The organism is Citrobacter sp. Marseille-Q3906, assembly GCF_916618775.1.
Lineage (GTDB): Bacteria > Pseudomonadota > Gammaproteobacteria > Enterobacterales > Enterobacteriaceae > Citrobacter > Citrobacter murliniae.
Genome location: NZ_CAKAKA010000002.1, coordinates 2,299,402 through 2,324,965, shown reverse-complemented (window position 1 = coordinate 2,324,965; position 25,564 = coordinate 2,299,402). Strand labels below are relative to the sequence as shown.

The window sequence follows — 25,564 nt, the reverse complement described above, 5'->3', positions numbered from 1 at the left end:
CTTATATCGCCTTGTTGGGGTCAAACGCGTCACGCACCGCTTCACCAATAAAAATCAGTAGCGAGAGTAAGAGGGCTACGGACACAAAGGCTGTGATCCCAAGCCACGGCGCCTGCAAATTGTTTTTACCCTGTAAAAGGAGTTCTCCCAGCGATGGTGAGCCGAGCGGTAAGCCGAATCCCAGAAAATCCAGTGATGTGAGCGTAGTGATTGAGGCGCATAATATAAACGGTAAAAAGGTCAGGGCGGCGACCATTGCATTCGGCAACATATGGCGCAGGATAATGTTGCGATCGCTCACGCCTAGAGCCTGAGCGGCGCGAATGTAATCAAAGTTTCGCGTGCGTAAAAATTCGGCGCGTACCACACCAACCAGACTCATCCAGCCAAACAGTACCGTGATGGCCAGCAGCCACCAGAAGTTCGGTTGTACGACGCTTGATAGCAAAATAATCAGAAACAGCGTCGGCATACCTGACCACACTTCAATGAATCGTTGCCCCCACAGATCCACTTTTCCGCCGTAGTAGCCCTGTAGCGCACCCGCCATAACGCCCATGACGCTGGAGCACAGGGTTAACATCAAACCAAAAAGAATCGAAATACGTGTGCCATAGAGGATCCGTGCCAGCACATCGCCACCATTTGCATCCGTACCCAGCCAGTTTTGTACCGACGGTGGAGAAGGGAAGGGCTTGTCGGTGGCAAAGTTAATGCTGGTGGCTCCAAAGCGTACGGGAGCCCACAGGATCCATCCCTGACTTTCCAGACGCTGCTGTAGCCACGGATCCTGATAATCGGCTTTGGTTGCCAACGGTCCGCCGAAGTCGCTTTCGCTGTAGTTTTTGACGAGAGGGAAATACCAGCCGCCTTCATAGCGCACCAGCAATGGCTTATCGTTCGCAATCAGTTCGGAGCACAAGCTGAGCCCGAACAGCACCAGAAAAATCCATAGCGACCAGTAACCGCGACGATTATGGCGAAAACGTGCCCAGCGGGCCTGATTGACGGGGCTTAATCGCGGCATTAGCGTCCCTCAAAATCTATACGAGGATCGACCAGTGTATAGCTGATATCACTCAGGATATTGAGCAGCAGGCCGATCAGGGTGAAGATGTAGAGTGTGCCAAACATCACCGGGTAGTCGCGTGACACGGTAGATTCATAACCTAGTAATCCCAGGCCATTAAGCGAAAACATCACTTCAATAAGCAGCGAACCGGTGAAAAACATGCTGATAAAGGTAGCTGGGAAGCCTGCTATCACTAACAGCATGGCGTTACGGAAAACGTGTTTCCACAGAATATTCTTTTCGCTAACGCCTTTGGCTCGTGCGGTGACAACATACTGCTTACGAACCTCATCCAGAAATGAGTTTTTGGTCAGCATGGTCAGCGCGGCAAATCCGCCAACCACCGTTGCCAGCACCGGTAAGGTGATGTGCCAGAGATAGTCGGTTACCTTCTGATACCAGGGCAGTGTGTCAAAATTAGCGGAAACCAGGCCCCGTAAGGGAAAGAGGTCGTAGTAACTGCCGCCAGCAAAGAAAACGATCAATACAATAGCAAACAGGAAGGCGGGGATCGCATAGCCGATAATAATGAATGCGCTGCTCCACACGTCAAAGCGGCTACCGTTATACACCGCTTTACGGATCCCGAGTGGAATCGACACCAGGTAGATGATGAGCGTACTCCATAACCCCAGAGTAACTGAAACAGGCAGGCTGTCTTTAATCAACGTGATTACCGAGGCACTACGAAACAGGCTATCGCCAAAGTCGAAACGAACATAGTCCCAGAGCATTTTGAAATAACGCTCGTGAATGGGCTTATCGAATCCGTAACGGCGGGTAATTTCGGCGATCACTTCCGGATCAAGGCCGCGTCCGCCTCGATAATTACTGTCACTGATATTCCCGACGCCAGTTTGCGCATGACTGGCGCGAACTCCTTCACTACCCGCGCCTGGCAATGCCCCGGACTGACCGAATTCAATGGCGGCAACGGCCTGCTCGACTGGGCCGCCAGGTGCAATCTGCACGATAAAAAAGTTGATAGTAATGATGGCCCAAAGTGTCGGGATCACCAGCAGCAGACGTCGTATCAGATAAGCGCCCATTTATTCTCCCTGTCGTCTGGCTGCGGGAAGTTTTGCCGCTTTGTTAACGTCATACCACCAGGTATCCAGACCAATGGTATAAATGGGGCGGATGGCCGGATGTGAAAATTTGTCCCACCAGGCCAGGCGATCCTCTGCCATAAACCACATCGGCAGCATGTAATAGTTCCAGGTTAATACCCTGTCCAGCGCGCGTCCCAAAGGGATCAGCTTTGCTTTATCACCCTGTGCCGCAATGATTTGGTTAATCAACTTATCAATGACCGGGCTTTGCACGCCAGGGGCGTTATAGCTGGAATCGATATATTCTGAGGCCCAAAGGATTTGCAGATCCGAACTTGGCCATGGCGTCGCGCGATATAACCTCGGCATCATGTCATAGTCGCGACTGCGCAAGCGGTTAGTGATTTGCGAGTTATCAACCTGGCGGATATTCATGGTAATGCCTAGCCGTTGCAGGTTGTGTTGAAACGGTAATACCCACTGACTGTTACTGCCTGCCGGGAGTAACAGTTCGAATGCCAGTGGTTTGCCGTTGGTGCTGTTAATCCTCCGCTGGCCCTTCAACACCCATCCAGCCTGATCCAGTAACGCACTAGCTTTCAACAAATTCTCACGATCGTAACCATCGCCTTGAGATACCGGGGGCTGATAGATTTGATTGAAAACCTCGGTTGGCAGATCTTTCTTCATTGGTGCGAGTATGACCAGTTCATCCGCGTCAGGGTAATTTCTCGCGGCATACTCCGTATTCTGAAAATAGCTGTTTGTTCGGCTCCAGGCATTATAAAACAGAGCTTTATTCATCCATTCAAAATCAAAAGCCAGCGTAATGGCTTCACGCACACGCCGGTCATTGAATACCGGACGTTGGATATTAAAGGCTAACCAGCGAGTATCCTGTGCGGATTCGTTTTTTTGTTCATCTTTGACGATGTGGTGATTAGCAAAGTTTTTACCGGTATAGCGTGTTGCCCAGTTTTTAGCATCGCTCTCAAGGCGCAGGTCAAAAGCCCCGGCTTTAAACGCCTCAAAGGCGACGTTGTCATCAAGATAGTAATCGTATCGAATGGTATTAAAGTTCCAGCGCCCGCGATTGACCGGCAGGTCAGCGGCCCAATAATCTTTGACGCGCGAATAGACTATATACTGTCCCATTTTCCACTGGGTGATGCGGTAAGGGCCGCTGGCGAGTGGAGGGGAGGGCAACGGGTCGCTGAGCTTGTGATCTTTCCAGTACTTCTCTGGCATAACGGGTAATGAAAACAGGCTGAGCATGTCTTCTTTGCCTGGCTTGGCTAATTCAATCCGTACGGTTAACGGGGCGATTGCTTTGACGGTCGTGCCTTTGTAGACCAGACGAAACTGCGGCACGCCTTCTGTCATAAATTTCTGGAAGGTGAATGCGACGTCTGCGGCGGTGATGGGTGAACCATCGTGAAATCGCGCGCGTGGATTAATAGTGATTTCTACCCATGAGTAGTTGTCAGCATAGCGTGCGCTATCGGCGATGAGCGGGTAGTAGCTGCCTGGTTCATCGTCAGACGTGGTAAATAAGGTGTCATAGAGCGTTTCGGTGCGCGCACCGGGATTGCCACGCACTGAATAGCGGTTAAAGTTGTCGAATGTACCAATGGCTGAGAGGGTGATCTGTCCCCCTTTGGGGGCTGCAGGATTAACATAATCGAAGTGATTAAAATTGAACGCGTATTTTGGTTCGCCCAGCACAGCAAACGCATAGCTTTCTTTGATGGTTTGGGCCTGTACGCTAAAACCAATCAGGGCGATGAAAAGTAATAATACGCGTCGGATCATATGAAGATGGTTTCCTTTTCCAGTCACCTGTCGCTATCCAACAGATATCATGCCTGAACAATAAGGGATTCGTCGGCTATTGTATCGTGTTTGTACACATTACATGACGCCATCACCATTTTGGCATATCGGGTTTAGCCATCCAGCGTACGAAATTATCAAGAGTCAGCGGACGGCTGACCCAATATCCCTGAAAAAAATTAACCCCATGGGCGCGTAACCAACGGGCTTGCTCCAGGGTTTCCACCCCTTCAGCAACCGTCAGCATATTGAGGCGTCTGGAGAGAGTCAATACGGCGTCCAGTACCGGGGATGTTACGGTTTCTGTACCAATAGCTTTGACGAAACCGCGATCGATTTTCAGGTAATCGACGGTGAAACGTTCCAGATAGATGAGTGCGCTATGGCCGGTGCCAAAATCATCAATGGCAATTTCGAACCCGGCGGAATGCAACCACTCAAATATTTGAGTCGCTCCATGCTGATCAAGCATATCGCGTTCGGTAATTTCCAGGACTATTTGAAAATGCTGCGCAGGCATCGAGGATTTCAGTTGCTGAATATCGTCTTTAAAACTTTCGTCGTGCAGATGAGTCGGTGCAATATTGATCCCTAATTTGGCCCCAACAGGTAACACTTTTTGCAGCACAGGCGCATCCCGGGACACCAGTTCGAACAGGTGCTGGGTCAACGGCACAATCATCTGCTGTGATTCGGCATAGTGAATAAACGCATCGGGGGGAATTTCCCCTGCGGTAGGATCGCGCCAGCGCAATAATATTTCGACACCTTTAACTTCCAGCGTCTGCATATCCATAACGGGCTGGTAGACCACATAAAACTGATTGTGCTTGATAGCTGCCAGGATCTCTTTACCCGGTCGTAAACGGACTGAGTAAATGTAATAGCAGAGTAAAGCGGCAATGACCCCGCCCATGCAGCCCAACATGACGGCATACCATACGTCGTTGTATGTCCACTCATCGGTATACAACCGTATCTTTAGCGGCAGGTCACCTATTGCCACCTCACGTGAGGGGGTATCGGGGAGATCGGCAAGCGTCATTAATCGAGCAGAAAATGTCGAGATTGCGGTGTTGCCGATGAGCAGGGCAAAACCTTTAAAATCATCCTGCCGGGCAGTATAGAGAAGGTAAGGGGCCAGGTTGATATTCAGAGAGGCAAATACGCCACTATTATCCAGTGATGGATGAGGGTACCAAATCATTATGGCTGGTTTGGTCGGCATCATCGGTGTACCAGACTGGATCTCCATATCGATTTTTTTACTGATATCCAGGCCGGGTATCAATGACTGAATAGGGGAGTCCATCGCTCCGGTCGCTGACGAGCAGAACGCGATGCCGTCTTTTACCAGCAAAAAAGCGCGAACATTCAGGCTAAAAGCCGCACTGGAAGTGAGCTTAGATGAAACTTGCTGACAGCTTTTGGGGATCAGAGGCTGTAGTGCCTGGGCAGTATAGCTGAGTTCTGCGAAGTATTTTTCCACATGATGCTGTATATCGGACGCCAGCGTATCGTACTTAACTTCTCGATTATGCCATGACATGAAAAATTGCAGAATGCTGACGAATAATGCAACGATTAACCCCGTTAAAACACAGGTGAGCAGGATTTTCCGACCGGAAGAAGAGGCGCGTTTGAACATAGTTCCTGATGTTTACCCGAAGTAACCGCTTATTATTAAACCGCTTAATCTGTATGACTATAACCTGGAATGACTCACATAGTGAGATTTTTCTTAAGTGAAGGCGTAAAGCAAAAAGCACTGCCTAAGCAGTGCTTTTTAAAAGTCTCATCAGGATAGCCAAGGGATAGCTGCCAAACGAAAATTAACTGCGGCTCAGGACCCGGCGAGCTTCGTTGTAGCGTTTTTTCCAGTAAGGCTCATTCATACTGGAGATAACAACGCCACTACTGGTCGAGGCGTGGACAAACTGATTGTTACCGATATAAATACCGACGTGACGGCCAGTGGAGCCAGCACGGAACAGAACCAGATCGCCTGTGCGCAGATTGGTGCGCGAAACGGATTTACCCGTTTCCTGTTGTTCGTAAGTTGAGCGAGGAAGCTCTAAACCAAATTGTTCACGGAATGTACGCTGTACAAAACTCGAACAATCGATGCCTTTTTTAGTGCTGCCGCCAAGGCGGTAACGCACACCTTTCCAGTCAGCATATTGATCCATGATTCGTGATTTAACATCGATATTACGGACCATATTTTCAAATTCATCCTGAGAGGCTTGCAGTGAAGAGTTATCTCCATTGCCCACAGCATGCGTCTCAGAATGCATATTCTTGGCGGTGTTCGTTGTGCTACATGCAGAAAGCAGAACCGCAACTGCTATCGCGGGTATACCCCGCAAGATATATCTCAAAATCGGTTGAGATTTGACCATTTTGTTTGTTTTCCCTTGAAGTCCTTAACGATAAATATCGTTATAAAAAATGCCAAACGTGACGAGACTAATTACCCACGCACGATGAGACAATTCTTTAAGGTCAAATCTGTGGCAGAACGCACAAATTTATTCATAAAGAGAATAATTATCCCGCGAGGCAAAACGAGTTCGAGATTACCCGATCGCTACGGTCATTGCGAGTCATTTTATGTGATTTTTTATAAGAAAAAGTGATACAGAAAGTGAATAAACGGCATTGGTCAAAATAAGAACAATCAGGGTGGGAAACATGCAATCCATTCATTTTCAACAGGAATAAGATGACAGGAGAATGACAGTTAAAATGATGAATTATCGTTCAACATCATCAGGGAATCAGAAGTATCCCTGATGATGTTAATTACTTTGCGTTATTTGTTTAAAAAATGTTTGTTTTTACCCGGAAGATAATTAGCAAAAAGAGTCACCATCCGGTCGCTTAATGGCGTCATTAGCCACCAGGGCAGTCCAATCAATACTACCGTCATTGAACCGACCACGATATCAGTGAGCCAGTGAGCGCCGATCATTACACGCGGAAATGCAAAAACCACAGCGATAATAAGGCCGATTAATCCTGCGACTTTTCCGAAATAACGCAGCATAAATGCGGAAAAAATAAGCAGCATCATACCGTGATCGCCAGGGAAACTGTCTCTTGACGCATCTTTGGTTGGAATATGCAGCAGTTCACTGACGCGATTAATATTATCCAGCATCAGGGTGGGGCTGGCGCGTTTAACCGGAATAAGCGCCTGGCCCAACTGGTTTAATACCACCGCAGTGAGCAGCATCACCAGGCCAATAGCGACAATACGCCGGCGCCCGGTTGGTGTTTCTTTTAACCAGAAACTCAGCATTAGTGCGCCCATCGCCAACAATGAGCAGCCGTCAAATGCCCGATTGTTGGTGATTGCAACAATCCACAGGAAGAGCGGGCTTTCAACCAGTTTCTGATTAAAGAAGTGGAAGACGCCATAATCAATAGAAAACCAGAAACCATGCCCGGTCGGAATGTACCATGACAGAAACAGCGCCAGGCCAGCGATGTTGAGCATAAGGATAAGAGGGTATCGAGTTTTCATCGTCGTTTTCCATTGCTAAAAACGCAGGCAACCTTACGCGCAACCGTCTAAACGAAGCCTCAACAATGCGCTCTGTAACGCATTCCAGTCGGTCTCAGTGTCTGAGATGAGTTCAATACGGCTGTCCGGCGGTGCGACATTTTGTGTCTCAATATGCCAGTCGTCGCCCTGACGATTAATCCGCACCAGTCCTTCTTTAATACGCATAACGCCCTTTACGCGCCCGACCGGGGCAAGACGTGACCATTCCAGCAGGCCGATGGTATCGAACACGGTATCAGCATCAAAAATCCAGCCGCAGGCCTGATGACCCTGCCCACTGTTCAGGCTACGACGCCAGCGTTGTTGTGCAGGCAGACTCAGCGCCGCCAACCCCTTTTTGTCAGCATGTTGGTGGGTGTGCGCTGCGCTGGAGGGAAGTTCAGCCAGATTCAGTCGTGGTAAATCCAGTAACTGCCCGTCAATTTTTCCGTGCTCGGCATGAATCAACTGGCGATTTCCGCCGTAATGCTGCCACCAGGTTTGCAGGGCATTCTTGCTTTCCGTTGTGGCGCGATCTGATTTGTTGGCGACAATGACATCTGCGGCAGCTAGCTGATCGCGGAAGTTATCATTAGCGACGCTTTTTTCGTCCAGTAACAGGCGTGGGTCAAGGATGCAGAGCGTGGCGCGCAGATCGATCCATGGTTCGTAAACCGGAGCGGTGAGTAAGTCCAGAATCTGTTTTGGGTGCCCAAGACCGGTAGGTTCGATCAGCAGCCGGTCAGGTTTTCCCTGGCGCAACAGCGTATTGAGACCAACCTGCATCGGTAAACCGTTAACGCAGCACATGCAGCCACCGGGGATCTCCTTTAGCAGCGCTCCGCTGTCAGCCAACAATGCACCGTCAATGCCGACTTCACCAAATTCATTGACCAGCACGGCCCACTTCTCTGCGGGATCTTTGTTCGCCAGTAAATGAAGAATCGAGGTGGTTTTGCCACTGCCGAGAAAACCGGTAATGAGGTTGGTTTTAGTCACGTTTGCTCCAGAATTATAAAATGCCGTGATAGCGTTCAATAATCCTGGCGAAAAAAAATGAAAAAGAGAAGGGGAGAGAGGACGAAGGAATGCTTCGTCCTGTTTAGAGCCTATCCCATTAGGCTATTTTATTTGTCATTTTGTATCCGGGCAGTGCTCATAATCCTCACGTACTGCATGCACGCTTCGGTTGTTCCGCGCTGTTCGTATCCAAACTGACTGCAACAATCTACGCCTAATGGGATAGGCTCTTAATGGCAGAGATCGTTAATTTTTTAACGTATCAATTACTGCCTGGTGCGCACCGTGCTGGGCAATACGTTGCCATGCCTGCTCAATGGCGCTGACAAATTGCGAATTTTGCACCAGATCGGTGGCAAAAATTTCGTGCAAGGAAAGTAATGCGGTGACACGTTCTGATTCCGTACTGCGCTCGACAATTGTGCGGATTTTTTCACTCATCGGGTCGCGTATATCTATGGCTGAGCCTGCATCGTCCACCCCGCTAACGTAACGCATCCAGCCCGCAATACCGAGTGCCAGCAAGGGCCATTCGCTTTGGCGCGCTAAATGTACGCGGATGCTTTCCAGCATGCGCTGCGGTAATTTCTGGCTCCCGTCCATCGCGATTTGCCAGGTTTTGTGCTTTAGCGCCGGGTTGGCAAAGCGTTCCAGCAGGCCGGTGGCGTACAGGTCTAAATCAACGTCGGTGATTTGCAGCGTGGGGGCCTGTTCATTGAGCATCAGGCAGTAAGCGGCTTTACGAAACGCACTGTCTTGCATACAGTCGCTGATGTGTTGAAATCCGGCCAGATAACCGAGATAGGCCAGAAACGAATGGCTGCCGTTGAGCATTCGCAGTTTCATTTGTTCCCACGGCAGAACGTCATCGACCATCTGTACGCCCGCGCGCTCCCACTGGGGGCGACCAGAGACAAAGTTATCTTCGACGACCCACTGGATAAAAGGCTCGCAGCTGATTGCACAAGGGTCGGCAACGCCCAATTCATGGGCAATTTCATCCAGTGACTCTTCGGTCGCGGCCGGGACAATGCGGTCTACCATGGTGCCAGGAAAACTGACATGCTCTTGTATCCACAGCGCCAGTTCAGGCGATCGTTTTTCTGCCATTCCCAGTACGGCATTTTTTACCACATGGCCATTGTCCGGGATGTTATCGCAGGAGAGTACGGTAAAAGGAGGCACTCCTCGTTCGCGTCGGCGGTGCAGGGCTTCAACAATGATACCTGGTGCTGAGTGCGGTTCATCCGGCGTCTGTAAATCGTGAACAATGCGCGGGTTGGAGATATCAAGCGTCCCTGTCGCCGGATCAATACAGTAACCTTTTTCGGTGATGGTTAAGGAAACAATAGCCACCTGTGGCTCGCAGAATTTTTCAATAATGGCTGCCAGTGAATCCAGCTTAGCGTTCAGACACTCTTTGACGGCGCCAATAACAATTGACTGATTGCCATGCGCGCCTTTTTCTAACACGGTATATAAATGATCCTGCTCACGAAGTTGACTCATCAGTCGATCGCCACTGAACAGACTGATCTCACAAATTCCCCAATCGCCACCCTGTGCATTCAGTACCCGATCGGTCAATAAGGCCTGATGAGCACGGTGAAATGCCCCGAAACCAAAATGTACGATCCGCGTTTTTAATTGTTGTCGATCGTACTGAGGCATCAGTACATTTTCCGGGAGTTGGGCGGAGGCAATAGTTTTCATTAAATACACCTGATTAACCATTAATTAACAATGCCAGTATAAAGTTATATGACAGCAAATTAAATTGGTGTGCCTTATTTATCCGGGGAATGTGAGCTTGATCAATCAATCATCGGCGTTCTGTTGATCATTCAGCGGATGCCTGTATGGTAGTCGCCATTCGCGCAACTTAATTTGGTATAACAACTTATGAGGTGAACCAATGGAACAAACCTGGCGTTGGTACGGACCTAACGATCCGGTATCGCTTGATGATGTGCGTCAGGCTGGCGCAACTGGTGTTGTGACCGCCTTGCACCATATTCCCAACGGTGAAGTGTGGCCCGTCGAAGAGATTCAAAAACGCCAGGCCATTCTGGCTGAAAAGGGGCTGACCTGGTCGGTGGTGGAAAGTATTCCGGTTCACGAAGATATCAAAACGCTCTCCGGGCAATATCAAACGTGGATTGCGAATTATCAGCAAAGTATCCGTAATCTGGCGACCTGCGGCATTGATACCGTGTGTTATAACTTCATGCCGATTCTCGACTGGACGCGTACTGACCTTGAATATCAGTTGCCGGACGGCTCTAAAGCGTTGCGTTTTGATCAGATAGCGTTTGCAGCCTTTGAGTTGCACATCCTGCAACGTCCAGGTGCTGAGGCGGATTACACCGTGGAAGAGCAGCGCCAGGCCCGGGACTATTTCAATTCCATGAGCGCCGCTGATATTGAAAAGCTGACCCGCAATATTATCGCTGGTCTGCCAGGTGCTGAAGAAGGTTATACCCTGGATCAATTCCGCGCGCGTCTGGCGGAATACGACGGCATCAGCAAAGATGATCTGCGTAATAATATGGCTGTTTTTCTGCGCGCGATCGTACCGGTAGCAGAAGAAGTTGGCGTGCGCCTGGCCGTACATCCTGACGATCCGCCACGCCCGATCCTCGGCCTACCGCGTATCGTTTCTACGATTGAAGATATGCAGTGGCTGAAAGAAACGGTAGACAGCATCTATAACGGTTTCACCATGTGTACCGGATCATACGGTGTGCGTGCGGATAACGATCTGGTGAAAATGATTGAAACCTTTGGCGATCGTATCCACTTTACGCATTTGCGCTCAACCTGCCGTGAAGAAAACCCGAAAACTTTCCATGAAGGCGCACACTTACAAGGTGATGTGGATATGGTATCGGTAGTGGCTGCCATTCTGACCGAAGAACAGCGTCGTAAGAAGGCGGGCGATCTGCGTCCAATCCCGATGCGTCCGGATCATGGACACCAGATGCTTGACGATCTGCACAAAAAAACCAACCCAGGCTACTCTGCTATTGGTCGTCTGAAAGGGCTGGCTGAAGTTCGTGGTGTTGAACTGGCACTGAAACAAACACAGTTCCGCGATCTGTTGTAATGTCGCTAACAGGGATTGAGCGTCAGGCTCGATCCCTGTTCATCACCAGGGCTGCAATAATGCCTGCTCCAGCACCGTCAGTACCTTGTTTATCTGCTGTATTTGCAACCCACCAAAACCGAAAAACATGACAGCGTCGCTGTTCTCTTTACGCCAGGCATCTTCCGAACCATTTTCAATGTTCTCCAGCGTATCAAAACGGATACCTGCCTGCAGACAGCGCGCTTGCAGTTTTGCGATAACCTCGGGTGATCTGGCTATGCGCAAAGAGAGGTGCAGGCCTGCCGTCGCACCATCGATTTTCCCTTCAGGAAACAAAACTGAAAGGCCGTCACGCAATAGGGTAAGACGTGCTGCATAGCTGCAGGCAAGTTTGCCAAGATGGGTATAAAACACCTGATTTTGCATGAGCTCAGCTAAAAACTGCTGCAATAACCACTGGCTGCCGTTGTTATTTAGCGCTTTCATATTCTGTACAGCCGGTAGAAGCTCATCAGGACAAACGAGATAGCCGAGACGCACCCCCGGCCCCAGCGTTTTTGAGAATGTCCCCATATAGATAACCCGATCGTGATAGTCCATGGCTTTCAGTGCCGGAAGAGGATTCTCTCCGTAGGTAAAAACGGCATCATAGTCATCTTCAATGATGTAGGCTCCAACGCGCTGTGCCCAGGTCAGTAATGACTTTCGTCGTTCTAACGACAGAACATTTCCCATCGGGTATTGATGAGCTGGTGTCACATAACAAAGCTGGGTTTCAACTTCGGGTAAATTATCAGTGCGTAGGCCATGGCTATCGACTGCAACAGGGGTAATATCCGCACCGTAATAATTAAACAGGTGCCATGCGCCAGAATAACAAGGGGATTCGGTCACAACATGACACTTTTTTTTCTGTGATACAGCATGATGAATAATAAATATTTGGCTAAGCAGAGATAGTCCTTCCTGAATCCCATTGGTAATAATGATGTTCTCTGCACGAGTATTAATACCTCGGGATAAATTAAGGTATCTGACCATTTGATCACGTAATGGAAATAATCCATTTGGTGAATGATAACGAGTAAGCAATTGTTCCTTAAGTACACTGGGAGCATTATTCCATTTTCGCCAACTTGCCCAGGGAAAGGCATTGGGATCGGGAACGCCCATCCGGCAATAGAACTCTCTACCCATCTCACCGTAGACATCGGTGGAAGCCCCCGCAGGCTTGGGCTTTACTGGCGGAGAGCCTTCTGCAGAGGTCACGTGTGTTGGGGGGCTACGCACAGGAGCCGTAAAGATCACTTCATAACCAATACCCTGCCGGCTCTTAATAAAGCCCGCCGTCATGAGCTTTTCATACGCCATAACTATCGTAATCTTGGCAACATTTAACGTCTGGGCTTGCTCACGGATAGAGGGCAGTTTGTCACCGCAAAGCAAATCTCCCTGCTGAATAGCCTGGAAATAAAATTGAAAGATCTGCAATTGCAGTGGAGTACGGCTTTCTCTGTTGAGAGACAGTGTCAGCATGAGAAATTCCTTATTAAAACATTATTGGCATATTACGACTTTCGGCTTTCCACTATTTTGACGCGCCTCATAGAGTCGGTGCTGTTCCTACGCCCCACCTTCAGTGTCTCTATTTTTGATTTTTATTATCCCTTAGCGTGTCGCTATTAAAATAATGGAGGCAAGTATGTCGTGGATAAGAAAAAACGCGCTTTGGTGCGTATTCGGCGGAGCAGTAGCAATGTCTTTCGTCATTTGGGGAACGTGGCAGGGCGTACATTACACCAGCACCACTGAGTTTTGTTTATCGTGCCACGCGATGGGTACTGCAGGGGAGGAATATAAAACCAGCGTGCATTTTCGAAATGCCTCTGGCGTTCGCGCGGAATGTAAGGATTGCCACATTCCACCGGGTATTGTTCCAACCCTGATACGTAAGACGGAAGCGTTAAACGATCTATACCACACCATTATCTCTCCTTCGATCGATACGCCTGAGAAATTCAATCTAAAGCGTGCGGAACTGGCGCAACGGGAATGGGCGCGCATGAGCGCTAACAATTCCGCGGCCTGTAAATCGTGTCATAGCTATGAAGCGATGGATCACGCTAAACAGTCTGCTAATGCGGTGGCACAAATGACGGCGGCTGCGGCAAAGAACAGTAACTGCATTGACTGCCACAAAGGCATTGCACATCACAAACCCGATATGAGCAGCGGTTTTCGCGATCGTTACAAGCAATTGCAGAGTCAGGGTGAACAATTACCCAAGGCGACGACGCTGTATTCGTTAGGTGAAAAATCACTGGCTGCCACAGCAGAGAGTGCTGCAGGTAAAGCCATGCTGTACCCGGCAACGGAAGTGCGTGTGCTGAAAAGAGAGGGGAAAAACGTTCAGATAGAACTGACCGGCTGGCGGGAAAGCAAAGGACGTGGTCGGGTGATAACTCAGTATATGGGCAAACGCGTTTTCGCTGCCGTATTAGATGCTTCGCTGATGAATAATGTGAAGATTCAGCAAACTCAGGTTGATCCTGAGTCACATCAGGAATGGCAACTGGTGAGCGTGATTGCCTGGAGTTCTGCGGATGGTTTTACCGACAATGTTGACTCCATCTGGCAATACGCCGATCAGATGTTGCAGTCCACCTGTAGCGCCTGTCATAGCACACCGCCAACGAGTCGTTATACCGCTAATGGCTGGATCGCCGGCTTGAAATCCATGTCCACCTACTACCGGCTTAATCCGGTGGAAGATCGCACGCTGTTGAAATATCTCCAGACTCACGCCAGCGATGTACCTGAATCTAACAATACAAAAGGATAATTTATGGATATTCATGATTTTAACCCGTCACGTCGACGGTTTTTGACCGGAATGTTAGCCGTTGGCGCCGTCAGCGCATTAGGGCCGAATCCCCTGATCTCAAAGGTCTGGGCTGCAGGTGAAAATCCTGAGCAATGGATCCAGTCAGGTTCGCACTTTGGCGCTTTTGAAGCCAAAGTCGTGAACGGTGAATGGATAGATACCCGTCCATTCAAACATGATAAATATCCCTGCGATATGCTCAATGCCGTTCGGGAAGTGGTTTATAACCCATCGCGCGTGCGCTATCCGATGGTGCGGCTGGACTGGTTACGCAAACGTGAAAAGTCAGATCGCAACCAACGTGGCGATAACCGTTTTGTCCGTGTGAGCTGGGATCAGGCGTTGGATCTGTTCTATGAGGAGCTGGAGCGGGTGCAAAAGACCTCTGGTTCTTCGGGCGTATTTACCGGACTGGCGGACTGGCAAATGGTTGGAAAATACCATAAGGCCGGCGGCGCGATGGACCGGGGACTTGGCTTGCACGGTAGCTATGTCACTACCGTTGGCGACTATTCAGCTGCAGCGGCGCAGGTGATTTTGCCTCACGTGATTGGCTCGCTTGAAGTCTATGAACAGCAAACTTCGCTCCCGTTGGTTATCGAAAATACCAATACAATCGTGCTATGGGGTTGCGATCCTATCAAGAACTTACAGATCGAATTCCTCGTTCCCGATCACGACGCATTTGGGTACTGGCAGCAGATTAAAGAGGCCGTCGCGCAGGGTAAAATGCGGGTTATCAGCGTCGATCCCGTACGCAGCAAATCGCAAAACTATCTTGGCTGTGAACAACTGGCGATAAGACCGCAAACTGATGTTGCTTTGCTACTGGCGCTCGCACATACCTTGTACGAAGAAAAACTATACGACGCCGCGTTTATCAGCGATTACACCGTTGGGTTCGAGCAGTTTTTGCCGTACCTGACGGGAGAGAGCGACAAACAGCCGAAAAACGCTGAGTGGGCGGCGGAAATTTGCGGCCTGACTGCGGAGCAAATTCGCGATTTTGCCCGTTTGCTGGTGAAGGGGCGCACACAATTTATGGGTGGATGGTGCGTGCAGCGTATGCACCATGGCGAACAATATCCCTGGATGCTGGTGGTACTGGCCAGCATGGCCGGACAAATTGGGCTGCCTGGTGGCGGTGTGGGCTTTGGCTGGCATTACAACGGTGGCGGTACAGTCACCTCTGCGGGCCCCGTACTGAGTGGCCTCGGCAGTATCAACAACCCGCCTGCTGCGAAATACAAAGCGGACTTTCGCGGCGCTTCGGAGCATATTCCTACCTCACGAATGATCGATTGTCTGCTGGAGCCGGGCAAGAAGATCGCTTTCAATGGTGAAACATTAACTTTTCCTGACATCAAAATGGCGATTTTCAGCGCGGCCAATCCGTTCCATGCCCAGCAGGATCGCAACCGGATGATCGATGCCTGGAAGAAGCTGGAAACCGTGGTAGTTCTCGATCATCAGTGGACGGCATCTTGTCGTTTTGCAGATATCGTCCTGCCCGTGACAACGCGCTTTGAGCGTAACGACATTGAGCAGTTTGGTACACATTCGAATAAAGGGCTGATGGCCGTCCGCCAGGTTGTCAAACCCCAGTTTGAAGCGCGACACGACTTTGATGTCTTTGCCGGTCTGTGCAAACGCTTTGGTCAGGAAGAGACATATCGCGAAAAGCGCGATGAAATGCAGTGGATAAAATCCATTTATGAAGAGGGCGTGAAAACCGGGTCATCACTTGGCGTCAGTATGCCGGACTTTGAAACCTTCTGGCAGGGCGAAGGATACATTGAATATCCTGTCGGGAAGCCGTGGGTGCGTCATGGAGAATTTCGCGAACAGCCGGATATCAATCCGTTAGGAACGCCTTCCGGTCTGATTGAAATCTACAGTAAGACCATCGCTGGTTTCCAGTATCAGGATTGTCCTGGACATCCGGTGTGGATGGAGCCATTTGAGCGCAGCCATTCTGGTAAGGAAGATAAATATCCGCTGCATTTGCAATCCTGCCACCCGGATAAACGCCTTCATTCCCAGCTCTGTTCCAGCGATGCATTTCGTAATACCTATGCGGTTGCTGGAAGAGAGCCGCTGTACATGAGCGAGGCGGATGCCCGTGTGCGTGGCTTAAAAGCCGGGGATATTGCGCGCGTATTTAATGCCCGTGGTCAGGTGCTGGCGGGCGTGGTAATCAGCCCTGACTACGCGCCTGGCGTTATCCGAATTCATGAGGGAGCGTGGTATTCGCCGCAAGAAGGTGGGAAATCGGGCACGTTATGCACCTATGGCGATCCGAATGTGCTGAGTGCGGATGTCGGTACATCGCAACTGGCGCAGGGACCTTCAGCGCATACGGTACTGGTCGAGGTGGAACGATACCAGGGGAGTGCCCCACAGGTCACGGGTTTCGGTGGTCCGGAGGTCATGAAAGAGGAGAAGGTTAGTGCAGCATAATCACATTTTTCAGCAGCGTGCAGCGGTATACCAGTGGTTTTCGCAACTGCTGTTCCGTGAGCTGAACGAGGAGCAACTCACCAGCCTGGAAAGTGGGGAAAACCGAAAGTGGCTGGCGTCGCTAACGGCGATCCCTGGGTTGTCTTTTGATATCAAAAATCTGGAACGCAGCCTTGCCCGGGTGCTGCGCCGTGAAGACCGACAACTGGAGCTGGCGGCGGATTTTGCCTCGTTGTTTTTGCTGGCGCCTCCCGGCGGTGTTTCTCCCTATGCGGGACATTATCCACATACGACGGCGGCCGAAGAACGCAGGGAAATGAATGTGCTGTTAGTTGAGTATGGGCTGACACCGCATGAAAATGAGACTGCCGACCATATTGCTGTACAGTTGTCATTGATGGCGAGAATGGTTGCCAATAAAGAGAAGCTGTCCGCGCAATATTACTTTTTGCATCATCACATCATGTGCTGGGCACCGCTGTTACGGGAAAGCTGCTTGCACCGGGACGAAGAGGGATTTTATCCTCAGGCGGTTAATGTCATAACGCATTTTATGCGTGAAGATGAGTTGTATCTGGAATCTCTTTTGATGGACGATTTTTACCTCAGCAGCCAGAGCTGAAAATAACAAAGGGACAGCAGATGCTGTCCCTTTTAACTTGTGTCGCTGCGAAAAGTTAGTCTGCACGGCCCATATAGCGGCGTTCTTCAATGTGAATACGGATTTTTTCACCCGCACTCAGATATTCAGGAACCAGGATCACCAGACCAGTGCTCAGAGTGGCGGGTTTGTTACGCGCACTTGCTGAAGCGCCTTTGATGCCCGGTGCCGTTTCAACGATCTCCAGATCTACGGTCTGTGGCAGTTCAAGCGCCAGCAGTTGGCCGTCCCAGGTCAGAACCTGCATGTCCGGCATCCCGCCTTCCGGAATGAACAGCAGCTCTTCTTCAATCTGGTCTTTGGTGAAGGTATACGGGGTATAGTCTTCTTTATCCATAAAGACATATTCGTTGCCATCAACGTAGGAAAAATCAACGCCACGGCGGCTCAGCGTAACGGTATCTACGATATCGTCGCCTTTGAAGCGCTCTTCAACTTTCAGACCGGTACGGACATCAGAAAAACGCATTTTGTACAGCGTAGCTGCACCGCGTGCGGTTGGTGATTGAATATCAATATCTTTTACAATCAGCAGTTTGCCGTTGTAGTTCAGTACCATACCTTTTTTAATTTCGTTCGCTCTTGGCATCGAAAAAATCCTGTAGTGGGGAGTGTCTAAAATATCGCGTCAAACTACTCGCGCCGGGCCATTCAGGCAAGCGGAATTGTCACTTTTGCTGGTGCAAAAAAGGGGATACACACATCATCCTTGACGTTGCCTCTTTGTTGGCTGCGCTTATAACTCCAGGGGCGTCTTACGTGTACGCTTCCGGGACTCATTCACTTGCTGCCCCGATGCTTATTGAGTGATTGTGTGTATACTGTTCACTACCTGCACCATCCGATGGTTTACGTTAAAGAGAATACTGTATGGAATGCCGTCCGGATTGTGGTGCATGTTGCACTGCGCCTTCTATCTCCAGCCCTATCCCTGGCATGCCTGATGGCAAGCCTGCCAATACACCGTGCGTTCAGCTTGATGAATCACTGCGCTGTAAACTCTTTGGTTCTGAGTTGCGCCCAAAAGTGTGTGCAGGTTTGCAGCCCAGCGCGGAAATGTGCGGGCAAACAACGCACCAGGCAATGCTGTATCTTATTGAACTCGAAGCGCTGACCGCACCCTAGAGCCAGTCCCATCAGGCTCTTAAACGTCTTTGATGCGCGCGAGGCAAAATACGGTGGCGATAATCATCACCAGCGCGAACCAGAACACGGCATGATAATTCCAGATTTCAGCGGCAATGCCCGCCAGCGAACCTGCAATAATCCACCCCACGCGGATGGTGTTCGTATACAGGGTGGTAGCTGAACCAGCCTGTCCCGGCATTAAATCCTGAAAATAGAGCATCCCAATTCCGCCGAGAATGCCGATGTAAATCGCGTTCAATAGTTGCAAACCGAGCAAAATAACCGGTGAGTGCGCCAGCAGCATACCGGCATAAAATAAAAAACCGGCGACTACAGCGATCCGCATTAACAGGCGTTTGCCCAGCCGTTTAGCAAAGTATCCGGCGATCAGCATTGTCGGTATTTCCAGCCCGGCGGCGGTACCCATCATGATGCCTGCGAGTTTTTCCGGCAGGTGCAGTTCGTTGATGATGAACAGCGGCATATTAATAATATAGAGGCTGTTGGTGCCCCACATTAATGTGCAGATTGCAAAAAGCAGAAGCGTATCACGACGATTACGCCTTGGAGCCTCGACTACGCCGGTTGCCAGTGGGACGTTTTTGTTCATGGACGGTAAGAACAGCCAGACCATGACGCCGCAGATAATAAATGCGACCGCAGCGCTGAGATACATCACCGTAAAGCTGAACCCCATCGCCAGTGCGTAGGCCAGAGGGGGACCGATCACCCATGCCAGTGAAACCTGTGCGCGTAAAATTGAGCTGAACATCACGGCTTCCCGGCCTGTGCGGTCGGCATGCTCGCGGGCGAGGGCAAACATTTGTGGGTTAGCGGTAGAGCCAAAGCTACTGAGAAAAACACCGACAAACAGCAAAATAAAATAGTTACGGTTCCAGGCAAACAACACGCAGGCCAGCATCCCCAGCACACAGCAAAAAACAATCAGGTTCTTGCGATCGCCTTTTTTATCAGAGCGCCCCGCCAGAAACTGACTTACCAGGATGCCGATGACGGCACTGCCGGTAAAAAAGAAACCCACCATCCCTGGGCGGGCATGGACTTCATCGGTCAGAAAAAGGCTGAGTGTAGGAGTCTGCAATGCGCCAGCAATACCCGTCAGAAAAGCGACAAGCAAAAACGCCGAAGACGTTAAATCAAACGCCTTTGGTGTGGCGGCTACGGGGGTGTTATGCATGTTTCGATATCAGTGGTGTGAAGAGAGGCGGAGTTTACGCTGCTTGTCAGAAAACAAACAAGGAGCTAAATCAAAATCAGCATGAAAAATCAAAATCGCATTTCAGTCTGAGAAAACAGCATGCTGACGATGCTGAACCTGATAGGGTAACCCTATTTTTTGCGTGAGCAATTTCCACACATAGAAGAAAAAATGTGCGTTACATCTAAATTCAGCAAGCAAATCTACAACTTTACTTGCGTGCTGAAGCAGAAAGAGCAAAACTTCTTGAAACGTTTCAGCGCTATCAGATTTTAAATGATGGAGTCGGGTGGCGCCTTTTTTCTCATGTTAGCTGAATCGTTTCAATTCGGCAGGAGAGGAGAACCATGTTCCAGTTATCTGTTCAGGATATACACCCGGGCGAGCAGGCCGGAAACAAAGAAGAGGCCATTCGTCAGGTTGCAGCCGCGTTAGTACAAGCGGGCAACGTCGCGGAGGGCTACGTCGATGGCATGCTGGCACGCGAACAACAGACATCCACTTTCCTTGGCAACGGTATTGCTATACCTCACGGTACAACGGATACGCGCGACCGCGTGCTGAAAACCGGTGTGCAGGTATTTCAGTTCCCGCAAGGCGTGACCTGGGGTGAAGACCAGGTCGCGTATGTGGCTATCGGTATTGCAGCCAGCTCGGATGAACACCTCGGTTTACTGCGCCAACTGACGCACGTGCTGAGTGATGATTCGGTGGCTGAGCAACTGAAATCAGCCACTACAGCAGAAGAACTGCGCGCCTTACTGATGGGCGAAAAGCAAAGTGAACAGCTGAAGCTTGATAATGACATGCTGACGCTGGACGTTGCCGCCAACTCTCTGATGACGCTGCAGGCGCTGAATGCTGCACGGCTGAAAGAAGCTGGAGCGGTCGATGCGACATTCGTCACCAGAGCGATTAACGAACAACCGATGAATCTCGGTCAAGGGATTTGGCTGAATGACTGTGCTGAAGGCAATGTGCGCAGCGCTATCGCGGTCAGTCGTGCGGCCAACGCATTTGAGGTTCAAGGTGAAACGGCTGCGGCGTTGATTACCGTTGCTATGAATGATGAGCAGCCCGTTGCGGTGCTGAAGCGCCTTGGCGATCTGTTGTTGAACAATAAAGCTGACCGTTTACTGAAAGCTGACGCAGCTACCGTGCTGGCGCTGCTGACCAGCGATGACGCATTAACTGACGATGTATTAAGCGCTGAGTTTGTGGTGCGCAATGAGCATGGTTTACACGCCCGTCCGGGCACCATGCTGGTGAATACGATTAAACAATTTAACAGTGAAATTACCGTGACAAATCTTGATGGAACCGGAAAACCGGCAAATGGACGTAGTCTGATGAAAGTCGTGGCCTTAGGCGTGAAGAAAGGACATCACCTGCGCTTTACCGCACAGGGTGATGATGCTGAACAGGCGCTGAAAGCGATTGGCGATGCTATCGCGGCAGGTCTTGGGGAGGGCGCGTAATGAGCAGACGTGTTGCAACTATCACCCTGAACCCGGCTTACGACCTTGTCGGTTTTTGCCCGGAAATTGAACGCGGTGAAGTAAACCTGGTTAAAACGACCGGTCTGCACGCGGCTGGAAAAGGCATCAACGTCGCGAAAGTTCTGAAAGATCTGGGTATCGACGTTACGGTTGGCGGTTTCCTGGGTAAAGACAACCAGGATGGCTTTCAGCAACTGTTCAGCGAATTGGGTATTGCTAACCGTTTTCAGGTGGTGCAGGGGCGTACCCGTATTAACGTCAAACTGACTGAAAAAGACGGCGAAGTTTCAGACTTCAATTTCTCTGGTTTTGAAGTCACCCCAGCCGACTGGGAACGCTTTGTGAATGACTCCTTGAGCTGGTTGGGGCAGTTCGACATGGTGTGTGTCAGCGGCAGCTTGCCAACCGGTGTTAGTCCGGAAGCATTCACCGACTGGATGACGCGCCTGCGCAGCCAGTGTCCATGCATTATCTTTGATAGTAGCCGTGAAGCACTGGTCGCGGGTCTGAAAGCGGCGCCGTGGCTGGTAAAACCTAACCGCCGCGAGCTGGAGATCTGGGCTGGCCGTAAACTGCCGGAAATGAAAGATGTTATTGATGCTGCACATGCACTGCGCGAGCAGGGTATCGCTCATGTGGTGATTTCACTCGGTGCGGAAGGTGCGCTGTGGGTTAACGCTTCAGGCGAATGGATTGCGAAACCGCCATCCGTTGAGGTGGTCAGCACCGTAGGTGCGGGAGACTCAATGGTCGGCGGCCTGATTTACGGCCTGCTGATGCGTGAGTCCAGTGAACACACCTTACGTCTGGCGACCGCTGTTGCTGCACTGGCCGTAAGTCAAAGTAATGTGGGTATTACCGATCGTCCTCAGTTGGCCGCAATGATGGCGCGTGTCGACTTAAAACCGTTTAACTGACAGCAGGAGAGGCATAATGAAAACGCTGCTGATTATTGACGCTAATCTCGGCCAGGCTCGTGCTTACATGGCGAAAACCCTGCTTGGAGCGGCGGCGCATAAAGCGCATCTGGATATTATTGATAATCCTAATGATGCTGAGCTGGCGATTGTTCTGGGCGACAAACTCCCGAATGACACTTCGCTGAACGGAAAAAATGTCTGGTTGGGTGATATTGGTCGTGCGGTTGCTCATCCTGAGTTATTCCTTAGCGAAGCGAAAAGTCATGCAAAACCCTACAGCGCGCCAGCTGCTGCCGCACCTGTGGCAAGCAGTGGTCCGAAACGTGTGGTTGCGGTAACGGCCTGTCCAACGGGCGTAGCGCATACTTTTATGGCTGCTGAAGCCATTGAAACCGAGGCCAAAAAACGCGGCTGGTGGGTGAAGGTTGAAACCCGTGGCTCTGTTGGGGCGGGTAATGCCATAACCCCGGAAGAAGTTGCCGAAGCTGATCTGGTGATCGTGGCTGCTGATATTGAAGTGGATCTGGCGAAATTTGCCGGAAAACCGATGTACCGTACCTCGACCGGTCTGGCACTGAAGAAAACGAAGCAAGAGCTGGATAAAGCCGTCGACGAAGCGACCCTCTACCAGCCTGCGGGGAAAGGACAGTCTACAGCGACACAGGGTAAGAAAGAGAGTGCTGGCGCATACCGTCACCTGCTGACGGGCGTTTCTTACATGCTGCCAATGGTGGTTGCCGGTGGCCTGTGTATTGCGCTGTCTTTCGCGTTTGGTATTGAAGCATTTAAAGAGCCTAACACGCTGGCAGCGGCGTTGATGCAGATTGGCGGTGGCTCAGCCTTTGCGCTGATGGTTCCGGTTCTGGCGGGGTACATTGCGTTCTCTATTGCCGACCGTCCTGGCCTGACGCCGGGTCTTATCGGCGGTATGTTGGCGGTAAGCACCGGTTCCGGTTTTATCGGCGGGATCATTGCCGGTTTCCTTGCGGGTTACCTGGCGAAGTTAATCAGCACTAAGCTGAAACTGCCGCAAAGTATGGAAGCGCTGAAACCGATCCTGATCATTCCACTGCTCTCGAGCCTGGTGGTGGGTCTGGCGATGATTTACCTCATTGGCAAACCGGTTGCTGGCATCCTGGAAGGTCTGACTCACTGGCTGCAAACCATGGGGACGGCGAATGCGGTACTACTCGGTGCAATTCTTGGCGGTATGATGTGTACTGACATGGGGGGACCGGTAAACAAAGCCGCATATGCTTTCGGTGTGGGTCTGCTGAGTACACAAACGTATGCGCCAATGGCTGCAATCATGGCTGCGGGTATGGTGCCACCGCTGGCACTGGGTCTGTCTACCCTTGTTGCGCGTCGTAAATTCGACAAAGCACAACAGGAAGGGGGGAAAGCCGCTCTGGTTCTGGGTCTGTGCTTCATTACCGAAGGGGCGATTCCGTTCGCAGCCCGTGACCCGATGCGTGTTCTGCCGTGCTGTATCGTCGGTGGTGCGTTGACCGGAGCAATCTCCATGGCGGTAGGTGCTAAGCTGATGGCTCCGCACGGTGGTCTGTTCGTACTGCTGATTCCTGGCGCAATTACACCGGTTCTTGGATATCTGCTGGCAATTATCGCAGGTACGCTGGTTGCGGGTCTGGCCTATGCGTTCCTGAAACGTCCGGAAGAGGACGCTGTCGCTAAAGCGGCATAACCCTCCTCTCATCAAAGGGCAGAGATTTCTCTGCCCTTTTTTTATGCTTAAAGCGTTATCCATTGAAATTCTATGGGGCGAGGCATAACGAATCCTTTTGCTATGCGGTTCAGGCAATCATGGGTGCAATGATAAAGCCAAAGGCAACACCAGCAATAATGCCGCCTAACCCTGGCAACATAAACGGATGGTTTAAGACATACTTGCCAACCCGCGTTGTCCCTGTGGTGTCGAATTCCATTGCTGCCAGCGACGTGGGATAAGTTGGCAGAACAAACACCCCGGTTACCGCGACGTACGAAGCCAGTATGGCCCAGGTTGGTACACCGAGGGCGACGGCAAGAGGGATAATCAGTGGCGTGGTTGCTCCTTGTGAATAGAGGAGCGCGCAGGTACCAAAGAGTACCAGTGCTAACAGCATCGGATAGGCCTGCAGAATATCGCCCGCGATACTTTTAATCTCCGCCAGATGCGCATCAATAAATGTTGTGCCCAGCGTTACGATCCCGAGAATTACTGCCAGTGAGCTCATGCCCGCGCGAAAAGTGGATGTCAGCACAATGGAATCTGTGGATGTTTTACACAACACTACCATCAGGCAAGCTGCGGACAGCATGCAGATAATAATGATATCCCGCGTATTCATTGGGCTACCGATGTCGAAGCCGGGGCGTAGCTGAGGACATGCGGCAAGAATAACGATGACGACTGTTGCCAGCATAAACAGGCCGACAGAAAGCCTGGCTCCCGGCGTAGTGCTGTGCTGCCCTTCATATTTACGGACCAGACCTTTTTGCAGACGCTCCAGATATACTTCGTCATCTTCCAGCTCGCATCCCTGGCGTGAAGCGATTAATGCGGCAACCATCGCGGCAACGAATGAGGCCGGAAGACAAACCGCCATTACCTGAATAAAGCTGACGCCATTCCCTTCCATGATCGTCAGCATCGCGGCCATGGCGGCGCTAATCGGCGAGCCAGATATCGCAATTTGGGAGGCGACTACGGAGCCAGCTAGCGTGCGAGAGGGACGTATGCCGGATTCTTTTGCCACTTCTGCAATTACCGGCAAGGTAAAAAAGACGATAAACCCGGTTCCCGCCATAATGGTCATCGACCAGGTAATAATTGGCGCAATAATATTAATATATTTTGGATTTCGTCGCATAAAATTGCCGGCGATGCGTACCAGATAATCCATGCCTCCTGCGGCCTGTAGTGCAGATGCTGCTACAACAACCGTCATAATAATAAGAATAACATCTACGGGCGGGGAACCGATGGAAAGACCAAATCCCAGCGTCAGAATTGCCAGTCCCAGTCCACCGCATAAACCAATGCCAATCCCGCCGAGACGAATACCAAAAAATATTGATCCTAATACCACGATAATTTCTAGCCAAATCATAATGATCTCCGCCAGACAATAATTTGTCGTTAAAGGTGAGTGTTTAGTTAATATGTTTATTTAGTTAG

20 protein-coding genes are annotated in these 25,564 nt (G+C 50.6%); 8 read left to right on the top strand and 12 right to left on the bottom strand.

Going from position 1 to position 25,564, the window contains the following annotated elements; translation table 11 throughout:
- Position 1 precedes the first annotated feature (1 nt).
- The 8 genes from LG384_RS15360 to LG384_RS15325 form a co-directional block, all read right to left on the bottom strand.
- Positions 2-1,027, bottom strand: coding sequence for an ABC transporter permease (locus LG384_RS15360; RefSeq protein WP_045445114.1), 1,026 nt, complete (start codon positions 1,025-1,027; stop codon positions 2-4).
- Positions 1,027-2,121: a microcin C ABC transporter permease YejB gene (locus LG384_RS15355; protein ID WP_045445111.1), complete on the bottom strand. Its 1,095-nt coding sequence runs from the start codon at positions 2,119-2,121 to the stop codon at positions 1,027-1,029. Before LG384_RS15355 ends, LG384_RS15360 begins: the two co-directional genes overlap by 1 nt.
- Complete coding sequence (locus tag LG384_RS15350; protein ID WP_045445108.1) at positions 2,122-3,936, bottom strand: extracellular solute-binding protein; 1,815 nt, start codon at positions 3,934-3,936, stop codon at positions 2,122-2,124.
- A gap of 112 nt (positions 3,937-4,048) precedes the next feature.
- Positions 4,049-5,605, bottom strand: coding sequence for a cyclic di-GMP phosphodiesterase (locus tag LG384_RS15345; protein WP_045445105.1), 1,557 nt, complete (start codon positions 5,603-5,605; stop codon positions 4,049-4,051).
- Positions 5,606-5,789: 184 nt separating this feature from the next.
- Positions 5,790-6,359 (bottom strand): bifunctional murein DD-endopeptidase/murein LD-carboxypeptidase, encoded by a 570-nt coding sequence (gene mepS, locus LG384_RS15340; protein WP_045445102.1) that lies wholly within the window; start codon positions 6,357-6,359, stop codon positions 5,790-5,792.
- Between the two features lie 413 nt (positions 6,360-6,772).
- Positions 6,773-7,486, bottom strand: a complete 714-nt coding sequence (locus tag LG384_RS15335) for a phosphatase PAP2 family protein (protein ID WP_045445099.1) — start codon at positions 7,484-7,486, stop codon at positions 6,773-6,775.
- A gap of 33 nt (positions 7,487-7,519) precedes the next feature.
- Entirely contained in the window at positions 7,520-8,506 is a 987-nt protein-coding gene (locus LG384_RS15330; protein WP_225761182.1) for a GTP-binding protein, read from the bottom strand.
- 267 nt (positions 8,507-8,773) lie between these two features.
- Positions 8,774-10,240 (bottom strand): mannitol dehydrogenase family protein, encoded by a 1,467-nt coding sequence (locus tag LG384_RS15325; protein WP_225761181.1) that lies wholly within the window; start codon positions 10,238-10,240, stop codon positions 8,774-8,776.
- A gap of 202 nt (positions 10,241-10,442) precedes the next feature.
- Here LG384_RS15325 and uxuA point away from each other — a divergent pair, with 202 nt between their 5' ends.
- On the top strand, positions 10,443-11,633 hold the full coding sequence (uxuA, locus tag LG384_RS15320) for a mannonate dehydratase (protein ID WP_048221030.1): 1,191 nt from the start codon (positions 10,443-10,445) through the stop codon (positions 11,631-11,633).
- 42 nt (positions 11,634-11,675) lie between these two features.
- Here the strand turns inward: uxuA and LG384_RS15315 are convergent, their stop codons facing one another.
- Positions 11,676-13,151: a PLP-dependent aminotransferase family protein gene (locus LG384_RS15315; protein WP_045445087.1), complete on the bottom strand. Its 1,476-nt coding sequence runs from the start codon at positions 13,149-13,151 to the stop codon at positions 11,676-11,678.
- A gap of 166 nt (positions 13,152-13,317) precedes the next feature.
- Here LG384_RS15315 and torC point away from each other — a divergent pair, with 166 nt between their 5' ends.
- The 3 genes from torC to torD are packed head-to-tail and all read left to right on the top strand — an operon-like array spanning position 13,318 to position 17,581.
- A complete protein-coding gene (gene torC, locus LG384_RS15310; protein WP_045445084.1) occupies positions 13,318-14,457 on the top strand; it encodes a pentaheme c-type cytochrome TorC in 1,140 nt (379 codons plus the stop codon).
- A gap of 3 nt (positions 14,458-14,460) precedes the next feature.
- Complete coding sequence (gene torA, locus LG384_RS15305; RefSeq protein WP_225761180.1) at positions 14,461-16,959, top strand: trimethylamine-N-oxide reductase TorA; 2,499 nt, start codon at positions 14,461-14,463, stop codon at positions 16,957-16,959.
- Positions 16,949-17,581, top strand: a complete 633-nt coding sequence (gene torD / locus LG384_RS15300; RefSeq protein WP_200010121.1) for a molecular chaperone TorD — start codon at positions 16,949-16,951, stop codon at positions 17,579-17,581. Before torA ends, torD begins: the two co-directional genes overlap by 11 nt.
- A 55-nt stretch (positions 17,582-17,636) precedes the next feature.
- On the opposite strand, the gene yeiP is transcribed toward torD, so the two are convergent.
- The gene (gene yeiP / locus LG384_RS15295) at positions 17,637-18,209 is read right to left on the bottom strand and encodes an elongation factor P-like protein YeiP (RefSeq protein ID WP_045445067.1); all 573 of its coding nucleotides are present in this window, start codon (positions 18,207-18,209) and stop codon (positions 17,637-17,639) included.
- Between the two features lie 281 nt (positions 18,210-18,490).
- Here yeiP and LG384_RS15290 point away from each other — a divergent pair, with 281 nt between their 5' ends.
- On the top strand, positions 18,491-18,745 hold the full coding sequence (locus LG384_RS15290) for a YkgJ family cysteine cluster protein (protein ID WP_045445064.1): 255 nt from the start codon (positions 18,491-18,493) through the stop codon (positions 18,743-18,745).
- Between the two features lie 19 nt (positions 18,746-18,764).
- On the opposite strand, the gene setB is transcribed toward LG384_RS15290, so the two are convergent.
- Positions 18,765-19,946, bottom strand: coding sequence for a sugar efflux transporter SetB (gene setB / locus LG384_RS15285; protein ID WP_048221037.1), 1,182 nt, complete (start codon positions 19,944-19,946; stop codon positions 18,765-18,767).
- A 368-nt stretch (positions 19,947-20,314) separates the two neighbouring features.
- Between setB and fruB the strand changes: the two genes are divergently transcribed.
- Genes fruB through fruA form a run of 3 tightly spaced genes read left to right on the top strand, consistent with a single transcriptional unit; the run spans position 20,315 to position 24,088 of the window.
- Positions 20,315-21,445 (top strand): fused PTS fructose transporter subunit IIA/HPr protein, encoded by a 1,131-nt coding sequence (gene fruB, locus LG384_RS15280; protein ID WP_048221038.1) that lies wholly within the window; start codon positions 20,315-20,317, stop codon positions 21,443-21,445.
- On the top strand, positions 21,445-22,383 hold the full coding sequence (gene fruK, locus LG384_RS15275) for a 1-phosphofructokinase (protein ID WP_003027446.1): 939 nt from the start codon (positions 21,445-21,447) through the stop codon (positions 22,381-22,383). The genes fruB and fruK overlap by 1 nt, the downstream gene beginning before the upstream one ends.
- Before the next feature lie 16 nt (positions 22,384-22,399).
- On the top strand, positions 22,400-24,088 hold the full coding sequence (fruA, locus tag LG384_RS15270) for a PTS fructose transporter subunit IIBC (RefSeq protein WP_045445055.1): 1,689 nt from the start codon (positions 22,400-22,402) through the stop codon (positions 24,086-24,088).
- Between the two features lie 109 nt (positions 24,089-24,197).
- Here fruA and LG384_RS15265 read toward each other — a convergent pair whose 3' ends face one another.
- Positions 24,198-25,496 carry an anaerobic C4-dicarboxylate transporter gene (locus LG384_RS15265; protein ID WP_225761179.1) on the bottom strand — a complete coding sequence of 433 codons (1,299 nt, stop codon included), beginning with the start codon at positions 25,494-25,496 and terminating at the stop codon, positions 24,198-24,200.
- Positions 25,497-25,564: the final 68 nt, after the last annotated feature.

What these genes read in the sequence shown, in the direction of transcription:
- LG384_RS15360 (WP_045445114.1), bottom strand. Translation starts at nt 1,027, where the DNA reads ATGCCGCGATTAAGCCCCGTCAATCAGGCCCGCTGGGCACGTTTTCGC.
- LG384_RS15355 (WP_045445111.1), bottom strand. Translation starts at nt 2,121, where the DNA reads ATGGGCGCTTATCTGATACGACGTCTGCTGCTGGTGATCCCGACACTT.
- LG384_RS15350 (WP_045445108.1), bottom strand. Translation starts at nt 3,936, where the DNA reads ATGATCCGACGCGTATTATTACTTTTCATCGCCCTGATTGGTTTTAGC.
- LG384_RS15345 (WP_045445105.1), bottom strand. Translation starts at nt 5,605, where the DNA reads ATGTTCAAACGCGCCTCTTCTTCCGGTCGGAAAATCCTGCTCACCTGT.
- mepS (WP_045445102.1), bottom strand. Translation starts at nt 6,359, where the DNA reads ATGGTCAAATCTCAACCGATTTTGAGATATATCTTGCGGGGTATACCC.
- LG384_RS15335 (WP_045445099.1), bottom strand. Translation starts at nt 7,486, where the DNA reads ATGAAAACTCGATACCCTCTTATCCTTATGCTCAACATCGCTGGCCTG.
- LG384_RS15325 (WP_225761181.1), bottom strand. Translation starts at nt 10,240, where the DNA reads ATGAAAACTATTGCCTCCGCCCAACTCCCGGAAAATGTACTGATGCCT.
- uxuA (WP_048221030.1), top strand. Translation starts at nt 10,443, where the DNA reads ATGGAACAAACCTGGCGTTGGTACGGACCTAACGATCCGGTATCGCTT.
- LG384_RS15315 (WP_045445087.1), bottom strand. Translation starts at nt 13,151, where the DNA reads ATGCTGACACTGTCTCTCAACAGAGAAAGCCGTACTCCACTGCAATTG.
- torC (WP_045445084.1), top strand. Translation starts at nt 13,318, where the DNA reads ATGTCGTGGATAAGAAAAAACGCGCTTTGGTGCGTATTCGGCGGAGCA.
- torA (WP_225761180.1), top strand. Translation starts at nt 14,461, where the DNA reads ATGGATATTCATGATTTTAACCCGTCACGTCGACGGTTTTTGACCGGA.
- yeiP (WP_045445067.1), bottom strand. Translation starts at nt 18,209, where the DNA reads ATGCCAAGAGCGAACGAAATTAAAAAAGGTATGGTACTGAACTACAAC.
- LG384_RS15290 (WP_045445064.1), top strand. Translation starts at nt 18,491, where the DNA reads ATGGAATGCCGTCCGGATTGTGGTGCATGTTGCACTGCGCCTTCTATC.
- setB (WP_048221037.1), bottom strand. Translation starts at nt 19,946, where the DNA reads ATGCATAACACCCCCGTAGCCGCCACACCAAAGGCGTTTGATTTAACG.
- fruB (WP_048221038.1), top strand. Translation starts at nt 20,315, where the DNA reads ATGTTCCAGTTATCTGTTCAGGATATACACCCGGGCGAGCAGGCCGGA.
- fruK (WP_003027446.1), top strand. Translation starts at nt 21,445, where the DNA reads ATGAGCAGACGTGTTGCAACTATCACCCTGAACCCGGCTTACGACCTT.
- fruA (WP_045445055.1), top strand. Translation starts at nt 22,400, where the DNA reads ATGAAAACGCTGCTGATTATTGACGCTAATCTCGGCCAGGCTCGTGCT.
- LG384_RS15265 (WP_225761179.1), bottom strand. Translation starts at nt 25,496, where the DNA reads ATGATTTGGCTAGAAATTATCGTGGTATTAGGATCAATATTTTTTGGT.